This is a genomic window from Curtobacterium sp. MCLR17_040, from assembly GCF_003234735.1.
GTDB lineage: Bacteria > Actinomycetota > Actinomycetes > Actinomycetales > Microbacteriaceae > Curtobacterium > Curtobacterium flaccumfaciens.
Map to the genome: position 1 here is coordinate 280,441 of NZ_QKTE01000002.1, position 13,888 is coordinate 294,328.

The window sequence follows — 13,888 nt, forward strand, 5'->3', positions numbered from 1 at the left end:
TGGTTGGTGTGCCCGCGGAGCACCTGGAACGAGGCTGATGTCACCGGTCGGAACACTCCGCCGGACCACCTCGAAAGGCACACCATGTCGGTCCAGCTCCTCGCGAACGTGCTCATCGGCCTCGCCCTCGTCGCCTTCCTGGCGTACCGGCAGGCGACCTGGCGGTCCCTCGACCCGGCGCGCATCTGGCGGGGACCGCTCGTGATGGCGATCGTCGGCGTGGTCGTCCTCGCACAGACCACGACGAGCGTCACCACCACCGATGTCGTGTTCCTCGGCCTCGAGGCCCTGCTCACCGTCGGCGTCGGCCTCGCGATGGGGGCCATGACCCGGTTCCGCACGGTCACGACGCCGGACGACAAGGGCCGCACGCTGCAGTCCCGCACCGGGTGGCTCGGCGCCGCGCTCTGGATCGTCCTGATCGCCGCCCGCGTCGGGCTCGACGTCCTCGGCGGCCACCTCGGTGCGCACCTGCTCACCTCGACCGGCACGATCCTGCTCGTGCTCGCCCTGAACCGTGCAGCCCGTGCCCTGGTCGTCGACCAGCGCATCCCCCGTGGCGGCGACCGGTCGGCGGCCGCCCGCCGCGGCATGATGGTGCGGTGAGCCTGCCGACCGACCCGGACCGGACCGACCCCGCCGGGGTCCGGTCCGCCTCGGTGCTCTCCTGGGGACTCAACGCCGTCGGGATCGCCGTGGTCGCCTTCTGGTTCGTGCGGAACGGCCTCCTGCTCCACCACCCCGCGTGGGTCTGGGCCGTCGGGGCCGTGGCGCTCGCCGCCTGGGCCGTCCGCGAAGGGGCACGCACGCCCCGCGTCCTCGTCGCCGCAGCCGGCGTGATGATCGCCGCCGGATCGCTCGCCGTGGTGCCGACCGACTCGCTGCTGGTGGTCCCGGTGATCGTCGGGCTCGTCATCCTCGGCGCGGACCTGCGTCTGCCGGTCTGGACGGCCGCGGTCGCCGCGCTCGCCGCCGTCGTGGTGGTGGCCGTCACCGCGACGCTCGCGCAGACGTCGGTGCAGTTCGTCCTCGGCGTGAGCGGCGGGCTGCTGCTCGGCGTGCTCGTCGGCTTCAGTCGTCGGCAGGTCCGGATCACGACGGCGCAGGCCCGCGAGACCGAGCGGCAGCAGCAGCGCGCACGGCTCCTCGCCGACCGGTCCCGGGCGTCCCGGGACATCCACGACGTCCTCGCCCACTCGCTCGGCGGCCTGGTCCTGCAGCTCGACGCGGTCGAGGCCCTGCTCGAGGCCGGCCGCGTCGACGAGGCCACCCGCAGAGCCGGCGAGGCACGCGCGCTGGCCGCGGACGGCCTGGCCGAGGCACGGCGTGCGGTGCACGCGCTCCGCGACGAACCGCAGCCCGGTCAGCCGGAGCCGACCCGTGCCTCCAGTCCGTCCGCCGACCACGCGTCGGGCCTGACGGCCCTGCTCGACGCGCACCGTTCGTTCGGCGGCGAGGCCGTCGTGCAGGGTGACGCGACCCTCGCGGTCCTCGACGACGTCCACCGTGCCGCCGTGGTCCAGGTCGTCCGGGAGGCCCTCAGCAACGCCCGCAGGCACGCTCCCGGCCGCCCAGTCTCCCTGTCCGTGATCCGGGACGGCGACGCCGTGGACGTCGTCGTGGCCAACCCGCTGCCGAGCGGCGGGCAGGGGGTGCTCGGGATGCGCGAGCGGTTCGCGGAACTCGGCAGCGAGGCCACGGTGGAGGCCGAGCGTTCCGACGACGAGTTCGTCGTCGCCATGCACCTGCCCGTCGACGGCACGCGCGACGCGGACACTGCGGACGCTGCGGTCGCCGCGGAGGACGACCGCTCGTGACCATCCGGGTGCTCGTGGTCGACGACCAGGCCATCGTCCGCGACGGCCTGGTGACGGTGCTGTCGCTCGTGCCCGACCTGCAGGTCGTCGGGCAGGCGGCCGACGGTGCCGAGGCGATCGCCGCCGTCGACCGGCACGTGCCCGACGTCGTCCTGATGGACCTGCGGATGCCGGGGGTCGACGGGCCGACCGCCACCGCGCGGATCGTCGCCGAGCACCCCGGGGTCGCGGTCCTGGTGCTGACGACCTACGCCGACGACGACTCCATCGTCACCGCGCTGCGGGCGGGAGCCCGCGGCTACCTGACGAAGGACGCCGGACGGGCGGAGATCGCGACCGCGGTGCGTGCGGTGGCCGCCGGGCAGTCGACCTTCGACGCGACCGTGGGGGCCCGGCTGGTGGCGCGCCTCGCCGGCGGTGCCGGTGCCGGTGTCGCTGCTGGTTCCGCGGCGCCTGCGTCAACCGATCCCGGTCCGTCGCTCGGTGCTCGGTTCCCGGACCTCACCCCGCGCGAAGTGGACGTCCTCGAGCGGATCGCGGACGGCCGGACGAACCCGCAGATCGCCGCCGAACTGTTCCTGACGGTGCCCACCGTGAAGTCGTACGTGAACCAGGTGTTCGCGAAGCTCGGGGTCCGGACCCGCGCCGAGGCCGTCGCCCGCGTCCTGCGCTGACCACCCGCAGCACCCCGTCGTCCCCGGGCGACGCGCTGCGGACACGTGAATGCGTACACATGGACGACCAGCGGACGCCAAGACTCGTTGCGTACCGTTGACGCCTGTCGTCACGACGCCAGAGCGTCGATGCGTGTGTGCCCCACACTCCACGCGTCCGCCCGGACACCGTGACCACGACGTGCCCGTGAGCGCCCCCACCGCTCGAGCGTGCGCGCCGTCGGCGTGCTGCTGCGCGCCACCCCTCCGGCCACCCGCGCGCGCTGGCCGTCGAACGCACCGCACCCGATGACGAGTGCACCACTGCTGATCCGCCGCAGGAGACCTCCGTCATGACCGCCGACACCATGAGCGTGCCCACCGCACGCCTCACCACCCCGGACACCCACCGGTCCGGAACCCGACCCACCCGGGTGATCCGGGCCTCCCGGCCGTCCCGTGCCGCCCATCCGTCCAGCGCCGCCCTGCCGTTCCACGCCGACCGCGAGACCGCACCCACCTGGATGCGGGTCGTCGGCACGGCGCTGCTCCTCGGCGGCGCCGGGCTGTCCGCCGCCGTGCTCGGCTGGCCCGGGGACGCGCCGGAGGTCGCCCTGCTGGTGCCGGCCCTGCTCGCCGTCGCCCTCGGGTCGCTGCTCCTGCTCGCCCGGGCCGGGTTCACCGTCACCGAGCGGCACGTGACCCTGCACTTCCGTCCGCTCCCGCCGCGGCGCATCCCGCGCCGGCGGATCACCGACGTCCGCCTGGTCGAGGCGGACGCTGCCACCTACGGCGGTGTCGGCCTGCGGATCCGTCGCGGCGAGCGTGCGCTCATCCTCACGCCGGGGCTCGGGATCGAGCTCACGGACGACCGGGGCCGGGTCACGTTCGTCCGCACACGTCGCCCGGAGGACGCGTTCCGTGCGCTGGCCGGACTGCCGGGCGGGCCGGGAGGCGCGGATCGCGTCGAGCGCGAGCGTCTCGGTTGATCAGGGGCTCGGCTGAGCAGGGGCCCTGTTGAGCAGGGTGCCGGCTGAGCCCGGGAATGGAAGCGGCGTGTGGCGGCTTATACACGCCACTGCCGAATCCGGTCAAGCCGGGACTGGACAGCGCGCCACGGAGCGAACTATGATGACAGTTCGCGCTCCCTGGCATCCGTGTCGTCATATTGCGGTCGACGCAGAGTTCTGAGACAGAAACTCATCTCGCCCTGGTGCAGCCGGACCCGTATATGGCGGCGGGTACCGCTCACGGAGATCATCCCACACGTGCACCGACGTTCCGCGTCAGGCACGCGTCGGCGTGGTCGCAGGGCTTGCATCTCAGGGTTCGCCGAGCGATCAATCCACTCACCTACACACTGCTCGTCAGTGTCGGCCCGACGGGGCCTACCGGAGGTCACACCCTTGGCTGCTGCGCCCAACGCATCCACCAACCCCAAGAACGGTCGCAACCACTCGCGACTCTCGTTCGCCAAGATCACGGACACCCTCACGGTTCCTGATCTGCTCGCACTCCAGACGGAGAGCTTCGACTGGCTCGTCGGCAACGACGTCTGGAAGGCCCGCCTCGCCGAAGGGCAGGAGCAGGGTCGTACCGACCTCGCGCTGCACTCGGGGCTCGAGGAGATCTTCGAGGAGATCTCCCCGATCGAGGACCTCGGCGAGACCATGCAGCTCTCGTTCACCGCGCCGGAGCTCGAAGACCCGAAGTACTCGATCGACGACTGCAAGGAGCGCGGCAAGACCTACGCCGCTCCGCTGTACGTCAACGCCGAGTTCATGAACCACATGACGGGTGAGATCAAGACGCAGACGGTCTTCATGGGCGACTTCCCGCTCATGACCGAACGCGGCACGTTCATCATCAACGGCACCGAGCGCGTCGTCGTGTCGCAGCTCGTCCGTTCGCCCGGCGTGTACTTCGAGCGCCAGCAGGAGAAGACCTCCGACAAGGACATCTACTCGGCGCGGATCATCCCGTCGCGTGGTGCCTGGCTCGAGTTCGAGATCGACAAGCGCGACCAGGTGGGCGTGCGCATCGACCGCAAGCGCAAGCAGTCCGTGACCGTCTTCCTCAAGGCCCTCGGCCTGACGAGCGAAGAGATCATGGACGAGTTCCAGGGCTTCGCGTCGATCGAGTCGACCCTCGAGAAGGACGCCGTCCTCACGAAGGAAGAGGCGCTCAAGGACATCTACCGCAAGCTCCGTCCCGGCGAGCAGGTCGCTGCCGAGGCCGCGCGTGCGCTCCTCGACAACTTCTACTTCAACCCGAAGCGCTACGACCTGGCGAAGGTCGGCCGCTACAAGGTCAACCGCAAGCTCGGCATGGACGCCCCGCTGTCCGACTCGGTGCTCACCGTCAAGGACATCGTCGCGACGATCAAGTACCTGGTGTCGCTGCACGCTGAGCGCACCACGATCGACGGCGTCCGTGACGGCGAGCCGGTGCAGCTGCGCCTCGACGTGGACGACATCGACCACTTCGGCAACCGTCGCATCCGCGCCGTCGGCGAGCTCATCCAGAACCAGGTCCGCACGGGTCTGTCCCGCATGGAGCGCGTCGTCCGCGAGCGCATGACCACGCAGGACATCGAGGCGATCACGCCCCAGACGCTCATCAACGTGCGTCCGGTCGTCGCCGCGATCAAGGAGTTCTTCGGAACGTCCCAGCTGTCGCAGTTCATGGACCAGAACAACCCGCTCGCGGGCCTGACGCACAAGCGTCGTCTCTCGGCCCTCGGCCCGGGTGGTCTGTCCCGTGAGCGTGCCGGCGTCGAGGTCCGTGACGTCCACCCGTCGCACTACGGCCGCATGTGCCCGATCGAGACCCCGGAAGGCCCGAACATCGGCCTGATCGGTTCGCTCGCGTCCTTCGGTCGGATCAACTCCTTCGGCTTCATCGAGACCCCGTACCGTCGCGTCGTCAACGGCGAGGTCACGAAGACCATCGACTACCTCACCGCTTCGGAAGAGGACGACTTCGTCGTCGCTCAGGCCAACGCCCCGCTGACGAACGACTTCCACTTCGCCGACGACAAGGTGCTCGTCCGCAAGAAGGGTGGCGAGGTCGAACTCGTCGCCAAGGACGAGGTCGACTACATGGACGTCTCCCCGCGCCAGATGGTGTCGGTCGCGACGTCGCTCATCCCGTTCCTCGAGCACGACGACGCGAACCGCGCCCTGATGGGTGCGAACATGCAGCGTCAGGCCGTCCCGCTGCTCCGTTCCGAGTCGCCGCTCGTCGGTACCGGTATGGAGGGCTACACGGCCATCGACGCCGGCGACGTCGTCACCGCCGACAAGGCCGGTGTCGTCTCCGAGGTCTCGGCCGACGCCGTCACCCTGCAGCTCGACGAGGGCGGCACGCAGACCTACTACCTGCGCAAGTTCGACCGCTCCAACCAGGGCACGAGCTACAACCACCGCGTCATCGTCTCCGCAGGCGAGCGCGTGGAGCAGGGCGAGGTCATCGCCGACGGTCCCGCGACGGAGAACGGCGAGCTCGCGCTCGGCAAGAACCTCCTCGTCGCGTTCATGCCGTGGGAGGGCTACAACTACGAGGACGCGATGATCCTGTCGCAGAACCTCATCAAGGACGACACGCTCTCCTCGATCCACATCGAGGAGTACGAGGTCGACGCCCGCGACACCAAGCTCGGCAAGGAGGAGATCACCCGTGACCTCCCCAACGTCAGCCCGGACCTGCTGGCCGACCTCGACGAGCGCGGCATCATCCGCATCGGTGCCGAGGTCCGCCCCGGCGACATCCTCGTCGGCAAGGTCACGCCGAAGGGCGAGACCGAGCTGAGCGCCGAGGAGCGTCTGCTCCGTGCCATCTTCAACGAGAAGTCGCGCGAAGTCCGCGACACCTCGCTCAAGGTGCCCCACGGTGAAGAGGGCACGATCATCGGCGTCAAGGTGTTCGACTCGCAGGACGGTGACGACGAACTCGGCTCTGGTGTCAACCAGCGCGTGGTCGTCTACATCGCCCAGAAGCGCAAGATCACCGCGGGTGACAAGCTCGCCGGTCGTCACGGCAACAAGGGCGTCATCTCGACCATCCTCCCGGTCGAGGACATGCCGTTCCTCGCCGACGGCACCCCCGTCGACATCGTCCTCAACCCGCTCGGCGTCCCCGGCCGCATGAACTTCGGCCAGGTGCTCGAGATCCACCTCGGGTGGCTCGCCAAGCAGGGCTGGAACGTCGAGGGCATCCAGGACTGGGCCGAGAACCTGCCGGAGGCAGCGCACAGCGCCGAGCCCGGCACCAAGGTCGCCACCCCGGTGTTCGACGGTGCGTACGAGCGCGAGATCGAGGGCCTCCTCGACTCGACCCTCCCGAACCGCGACGGCGAGCGCCTGATCGGCTCGTCCGGCAAGGCGCAGCTCTTCGACGGCCGCTCCGGCGAGCCGTTCCCGGAGCCCGTCTCGGTCGGCTACATGTACATCCTCAAGCTGCACCACCTGGTCGACGACAAGATCCACGCGCGTTCAACCGGTCCGTACTCGATGATCACGCAGCAGCCGCTGGGTGGTAAGGCGCAGTTCGGTGGACAGCGATTCGGTGAGATGGAGGTGTGGGCGCTCGAAGCGTACGGTGCCGCCTACGCCCTCCAGGAGCTCCTGACGATCAAGTCCGACGACATCCTCGGCCGCGTGAAGGTCTACGAGGCGATCGTCAAGGGCGAGAACATCCAGGAACCCGGCATCCCCGAGTCCTTCAAGGTCCTCATGAAGGAGATGCAGTCGCTCTGCCTGAACGTCGAGGTCCTCTCGGCTGACGGCCAGGCGGTCAGCCTGCGCGACAACGATGACGAGGTCTTCCGCGCTGCGGAGGAGCTGGGCATCAACATCTCCTCGCGGTTCGAGTCGTCCTCTGTCGACGACATCTGATCCCGCCCGTACATCGAAGCCTGAATCAGCAAGAGAGAAGAACATTGCTCGAAGCAACTTCCTTTGACGCCATTCGGATCGGCCTCGCGACCGCCGAGGACATCCGTCAGTGGTCGTACGGCGAGGTCAAGAAGCCGGAGACCATCAACTACCGCACCCTGAAGCCCGAGAAGGACGGTCTGTTCGGCGAGCAGATCTTCGGTCCTTCCCGCGACTGGGAGTGCGCCTGCGGCAAGTACAAGCGTGTCCGGTTCAAGGGCATCGTCTGCGAGCGCTGCGGCGTCGAGGTCACCAAGTCCTCGGTCCGTCGTGAGCGCATGGGCCACATCGAGCTCGCTGCCCCCGTCACGCACATCTGGTACTTCAAGGGCGTCCCATCGCGCCTCGGGTACCTCCTCGACATGGCGCCGAAGGACCTCGAGAAGGTCATCTACTTCGCGGCGTACATGATCATCGACATCGATGAAGAGGGCCGTCACGCGGACATGCCGGGTCTCGAGAACGAGATGCGTCTCGAGATCAAGACCCTCGAGGGCCAGCGCGACTCGATCATCGCCGACCGCCTCAAGAAGCTCGAGGACGACCTCGCAGCCCTTGAGGAAGAGGGTGCCAAGGCCGACGTCAAGCGCCGCACCAAGGACACCGCCGAGAAGGAGATGTCCCAGGTCCGCAAGTCGTTCGACGAGGACATCACCCGTCTCGAGCGTGTGTGGGAGGACTTCCGCAACCTCAAGGTGGGCGACCTCAAGCCCGAGGACGCCGTCTTCCACGAGCTCCAGGACCGGTTCGGGATCTACTTCGACGCCTACATGGGCGCCGAGGCGATCAAGCTCCGGCTCGAGGCGTTCGACCTGGCCGCCGAGGCCGAGGCACTGCGTCTGCAGATCGCCGAGGGCAAGGGCCAGAAGAAGATCCGCGCGATCAAGCGTCTGCGCGTCGTCAGCTCCTTCCTCGCCACCGGCAACTCGCCGGCCGCGATGGTGCTCGGCGTCGTGCCGGTCATCCCGCCGGAGCTGCGCCCGATGGTGCAGCTCGACGGTGGCCGTTTCGCCACGTCGGACCTCAACGACCTCTACCGTCGTGTGATCAACCGCAACAACCGTCTCCGCCGCCTGCTCGACCTCGGTGCCCCCGAGATCATCGTGAACAACGAGAAGCGCATGCTGCAGGAAGCCGTTGACGCGCTGTTCGACAACGGTCGTCGTGGTCGTCCGGTCACGGGTACCGGCAACCGTGCCCTGAAGTCCCTGAGCGACATGCTCAAGGGCAAGCAGGGTCGTTTCCGCCAGAACCTGCTCGGCAAGCGCGTCGACTACTCGGGCCGTTCGGTCATCATCGTCGGCCCGCAGCTGAAGCTGCACCAGTGCGGTCTGCCCAAGCAGATGGCGCTCGAGCTCTTCAAGCCGTTCGTGATCAAGCGCCTCATCGACCTGTCGCACGCGCAGAACATCAAGTCGGCCAAGCGCATGGTCGAGCGTTCGCGTCCGCAGGTGTGGGACGTGCTCGAGGAGATCATCCGCGAGCGCCCCGTCCTGCTGAACCGTGCGCCGACGCTGCACCGTCTGGGCATCCAGGCGTTCGAGCCGCAGCTCGTCGAGGGCAAGGCCATCCAGCTCCACCCGCTCGTGTGTGCTGCGTTCAACGCGGACTTCGACGGTGACCAGATGGCCGTGCACCTGCCGCTGTCGGTCGAGGCCCAGGCCGAGGCCCGCATCCTGATGCTCGCCTCGAACAACATCCTGAAGCCGTCCGACGGCCGTCCGGTGACCCTGCCTGCACAGGACATGATCATCGGTCTGCACCACCTGACGACCGTCCGCGAGGGCGCCGTCGGTGAAGGCCGTGCGTTCTCCTCGGTCGCCGAGGCGATCCTGGCCAACGACCAGCACACGCTGCACCTCAACGCGATGGCGAAGATCCGCATGACGGGTGTCCACTTCGCCGAGGGTGAAGCTCCCGAGGGCTACGAGCAGGGCGACACCGTGCTGCTCGAGACGACCCTGGGCCGTGCGCTCTTCAACGAGACCCTCCCGGCGAACTACCCGTTCGTCCAGAAGGTCACCGACAAGGGCGTGCTCTCCGCGATCGTCAACGACCTCGCCGAGCGCTACTCCAAGACCGAGACGGCCGCTGCGCTGGACCGGATCAAGGACGCCGGCTTCTACTGGGGCACCCGCTCCGGTGTGACCGTCGCCCTGTCGGACGTCGTGACGCCTCCTCGCAAGAAGGAGATCATCGCGGGCTACGAGATCCAGGCCGCCAAGGTGCAGGGCGAGTTCGACAAGGGTCTGATCACCGACTCCGAGCGTCGCGCCGACCTGATCAAGATCTGGACCGAGGCCACGAACGAGATCGCGCAGGAGATGCGCGACAACTTCCCGGTCGACAACACCATCAACCGCATGGTGTCGTCCGGTGCTCGTGGTAACTGGCTCCAGGTCCGCAACATCGCCGGTATGCGTGGTCTGGTGAACAACCCGAAGGGCGAGATCATCGCCCGCCCGATCATCAACTCGTACCGCGAGGGCCTGACCGTGGCGGAGTACTTCATCGCCACCCACGGTGCTCGTAAGGGTCTTGCCGACACCGCGCTCCGTACCGCGGACTCCGGGTACCTCACCCGTCGTCTCGTGGACGTCTCGCAGGACGTCATCATCCGCGAGGACGACTGCGGCACGACGCGTGGCCTCGAGCTGCCGATCGCGACCGTGGACGCCGACGGCAAGCTCGTCCGCGACCCGCGCGTCGAGAACACCGTGTACTCCCGCACCCTGGCCACCGAGGCCGTGGACGCACAGGGCACGGTCGTGGCAGAGGCTCGCGAGGACGTCGGTGACGTGCTCCTCGAGAAGCTGCTGGCAGCCGGTGTCGAGAGCATCAAGGTGCGCTCGGTCCTGACCTGCGAGTCGGCCGTCGGTGTCTGCGCGAAGTGCTACGGCCGTTCGCTCGCCACCGGCAACCTGGTCGACATCGGTGAGGCAGTCGGCATCATCGCCGCGCAGTCCATCGGTGAGCCCGGTACCCAGCTGACGATGCGTACCTTCCACACGGGTGGTTCGGCCTCGGCCGACGACATCACCCAGGGTCTGCCGCGTGTCACGGAGCTCTTCGAGGCGCGTACCCCCAAGGGCGCGTCCCCGATCGCCGAGGCCCCCGGCCGCGTCGTGGTCGAGGACACGGACAAGGGTCGTCGGATCATCCTCACGCCGGACAACGGCGACGAGCCGTTCATCTACCCGGTGCTCAAGCGTGCGACGCTCCTCATCGAGGACAACCAGCACGTCGAGCTCGGCGAGCAGTTCATCGCCGGCACCGTCGACCCGAAGGAAGTCCTCCGGGTCAAGGGTGTCCGAGAGGTCCAGAAGCACCTGGTCAACGGTGTGCAGGACGTCTACGGCTCGCAGGGTGTGCCGATCCACGACAAGCACATCGAGGTCATCGTCCGCCAGATGCTCCGCAAGGTCACCGTCGTCGACCACGGCGACACCGACCTGCTTCCGGGTGAGCTCGTCGACCGGTCGCGCTACAACGCGCTGAACCGTGCGGCGCTGCAGGAGGGTCGCAAGACCGCCTCGGCTCGCCAGGAGGTCATGGGCATCACGAAGGCGTCCCTCGCGACCGAGTCGTGGCTGTCCGCCGCTTCCTTCCAGGAGACCACCCGCGTGCTCACGCAGGCGGCCATGGAGGGCAAGCAGGACCACCTCGTCGGCCTCAAGGAGAACGTCATCATCGGTAAGCTCATCCCCGCCGGGACGGGCCTCAGCCGGTACCGTGACGTGGACGTGAACGCGACCGAAGAGGCGAAGGCGGAGCGGTACCCCAACCGCATCTTCGCTGACGACTCGTCGTTCTCGGACGCCGACCTGAGCTTCGTCGACTTCGACAGCTTCTCGTCGGACGACTTCACGCCGGGCACGTACAACTGAGCCTGATGTGATCCCACGAAGGCCCCGTCTCCGCAAGGAGGCGGGGCCTTCGTCGTGTCGTCACCCCGTGACGGCCTGGAGGCGCGGTGCGGGGCCGCCACGGGCCTCCCGTCCGCCGTGGGGTCGCGGCTAGAGCGCGCGGCCCGCGCCGTTGTCGCGGCCGGAACCGCGTCCGGTCTCGTCGACCAGCGAGAACAGGCTCAGCACGTTGCCGTCGGGGTCGCGGACGTCGAACCAGTCGACCGCCCCGTCGACGCACTCGACGGGGCCGATGTCGATGCCGAGCGCGCCGATGCGTGCGTGCTGCGCGGCGACGTCGTCGACGCCGAATCGGACGCTGACCGGGTTCTCCTCGGCCTGTTCGTCGACGTAGAGCTGGATCCAGATGCCGCCGACCTCGTACTCGGCGACGCCGTCCTCGGGCTCGAGGTCCGGCTCGGTGCGCTCGAAGACCGCGCCGTACCAGAGGCAGGACGCCTCGATGTCGCTGACGGGCAACCCCACGGTCACGCTCGTGATGTCCATGTCTCATCATGTGCCCGGGTGGGGGCGCGCGTCGAGAGGGATTCCGCGGCGCCGCGCTGTCCGGCCCGCGTCGGACGACGGCCTCGTTCCTCCACACCCCCGTGTGACACCGACGTTCTCCACGGACCGCTCGCCAGGACTCCGGCAGCCGTGCGGGGTCCGGGAGGCTGGCGGACATGCACCCTCCGACGGCCACCGCGAACCGGCCCAGGCGTCCCCCGGACCGGGGCCGAACCGGTCGTGGACCCCAGTTCTGGGTGCAGCCGGACCCCCTCCGCCCCCTCTTTCTGGGACTGCGGTCGGCGAGGGCCCCAGAAGTAGCGTGGTCGGGCGCCACATCCCTGGTGGCGCATCACCCGACGACGTCTCGCCGTGCGCGAGTCCAAGGAGGCACGGGACTCATGGCGACCCTGTCCGAGATCCTCATCCTGAACGGCGCCCTGCCCATCGAGCACCTCGATGCGATGACGGGTGACGAGGACCTCGACGAGCGCGCCATCCGTGGCCTGGTCGACCAGGGCGTCGTGAGCGAGGCCCAGTTCATCACCGCCCGGGCCGCGTCGAACAACTCACGCACCGTCCCGCTGAGCGACTACCCCGTCGACGGCACCGCGGTGTCGATCCTGCCGGCGGCCCTGTGCCGTCGTCACGGTGTGCTCGGCGTCGGGTTCGAGGGCGATCTGCTCATCCTCGCGATGGTGAACCCCACGAACGTGCTCGCCATCGACGACGCCCGGACGGCGTCTGGTCGCGCGATCAAGCCGCTGCAGGTCGAGGAGCGTGACCTCGTCGCTGCCCTCGACCGGTACCTGCGTGCCGACGACGAGCTGAACGACCTGACGTCGTCGCTGGAAGAAGAAGCATCGACGACCTCGAAGGCGCAGATCGACATCGCCGACGGCGCCCTCGACGACGTCCCGATCGTCCGGTTCGTGAACCTGCTCGTGTCGCAGGCCATCCAGGACCACGCGTCCGACATCCACATCGAGCCCGGCGAGCACGAGGTCCGGATCCGGTACCGCATCGACGGCGTGCTGCACGAGATGGCGCCGGCGCCGAAGAACATCCAGAACGGCGTGATCAGCCGCCTGAAGATCATGAGCGACATCGACATCGCCGAGCGTCGCAAGCCGCAGGACGGCCGCATGTCCGTGCGGCACGGCGGCCGGCAGATCGACCTCCGTGTCGCGACGCTGCCCACCGTGTGGGGCGAGAAGGTCGTCATGCGGATCCTCGACAACACGAACACCTCGCTGACCCTCAAGGACCTCAACCTCCTCGAGCAGAACTTCCAGGCGTACCAGCGGTCCTACTCGAAGCCGTACGGCATGATCCTGGTCACCGGTCCCACCGGTTCGGGCAAGTCGACGACGCTGTACACGACCCTCAACGCCGTGGCGAAGCCCGAGATCAACGTCATCACGGTGGAGGACCCGGTCGAGTACCGGATGGCCGGCATCAACCAGGTGCAGGTCAACCCGAAGGCCGGCCTGACGTTCGCCTCCGCGCTCCGCTCGATCCTCCGCTCCGACCCCGACGTCGTGCTGCTCGGTGAGATCCGCGACCACGAGACCGCCCAGATCGCGATCGAGGCGTCGCTGACCGGGCACCTCGTGCTCTCGACCCTGCACACCAACGACGCCCCGTCGGCCGTGACCCGTCTGACCGAGATGGACATCGAGCCGTTCCTGGTCGGGTCCGCCCTCGACTCCGTCGTCGCCCAGCGACTCGCCCGCCGGCTGTGCGACCGGTGCAAGGCGCCCGCCGTGTACGAGATCGAGCAGCTCCGGGCACTCGGGTTCCTGGCCCCCGGCGACGAGATGCCCGCGTTCTTCGCCCCGGTCGGCTGCGCGGTCTGCTCGAACACCGGCTACCGCGGCCGCATCGCCCTGCACGAGGTCATGACCGTGACCGAGGAGATCGAGCGGCTCGCCGTCGGCCGCGCCTCGAGCGCGGAGATCAGCCGCGTCGCCCAGCAGCAGGGCATGCTCACGCTCCGCCAGGACGGCTTCGAGAAGGTCAAGCTCGGCATGACGAGCGTCGACGAGATCCTGCGCGTCGTCGCGTGACCG

Annotated in this window: 8 protein-coding genes; 7 read left to right on the plus strand and 1 reads right to left on the minus strand. The window is 68.7% G+C overall.

Annotated features, from left to right (window positions below; translation table 11 throughout):
- Positions 1–84: 84 nt before the first annotated feature.
- From DEJ01_RS03390 to rpoC, 6 genes are all read left to right on the plus strand, one after another.
- On the plus strand, positions 85–606 hold the full coding sequence (locus DEJ01_RS03390) for a hypothetical protein (protein ID WP_111092214.1): 522 nt from the start codon (positions 85–87) through the stop codon (positions 604–606).
- Positions 603–1,817 carry a sensor histidine kinase gene (locus DEJ01_RS03395; RefSeq protein WP_111092215.1) on the plus strand — a complete coding sequence of 405 codons (1,215 nt, stop codon included), beginning with the start codon at positions 603–605 and terminating at the stop codon, positions 1,815–1,817. The genes DEJ01_RS03390 and DEJ01_RS03395 overlap by 4 nt, the downstream gene beginning before the upstream one ends.
- A complete protein-coding gene (locus tag DEJ01_RS03400; RefSeq protein WP_111092216.1) occupies positions 1,814–2,491 on the plus strand; it encodes a response regulator transcription factor in 678 nt (225 codons plus the stop codon). The genes DEJ01_RS03395 and DEJ01_RS03400 overlap by 4 nt, the downstream gene beginning before the upstream one ends.
- Before the next feature lie 332 nt (positions 2,492–2,823).
- Complete coding sequence (locus DEJ01_RS03405) at positions 2,824–3,459, plus strand: hypothetical protein (protein WP_111092217.1); 636 nt, start codon at positions 2,824–2,826, stop codon at positions 3,457–3,459.
- Positions 3,460–3,876: 417 nt separating this feature from the next.
- Positions 3,877–7,365, plus strand: coding sequence for a DNA-directed RNA polymerase subunit beta (gene rpoB, locus DEJ01_RS03410; RefSeq protein WP_071406174.1), 3,489 nt, complete (start codon positions 3,877–3,879; stop codon positions 7,363–7,365).
- 44 nt (positions 7,366–7,409) lie between these two features.
- Positions 7,410–11,291, plus strand: coding sequence for a DNA-directed RNA polymerase subunit beta' (rpoC, locus tag DEJ01_RS03415; protein ID WP_110863230.1), 3,882 nt, complete (start codon positions 7,410–7,412; stop codon positions 11,289–11,291).
- A gap of 129 nt (positions 11,292–11,420) precedes the next feature.
- On the opposite strand, the gene DEJ01_RS03420 is transcribed toward rpoC, so the two are convergent.
- Positions 11,421–11,816: a VOC family protein gene (locus tag DEJ01_RS03420; protein ID WP_071245506.1), complete on the minus strand. Its 396-nt coding sequence runs from the start codon at positions 11,814–11,816 to the stop codon at positions 11,421–11,423.
- Between the two features lie 401 nt (positions 11,817–12,217).
- Here DEJ01_RS03420 and DEJ01_RS03425 point away from each other — a divergent pair, with 401 nt between their 5' ends.
- Positions 12,218–13,885 (plus strand): GspE/PulE family protein, encoded by a 1,668-nt coding sequence (locus tag DEJ01_RS03425; RefSeq protein WP_111023276.1) that lies wholly within the window; start codon positions 12,218–12,220, stop codon positions 13,883–13,885.
- Positions 13,886–13,888: the final 3 nt, after the last annotated feature.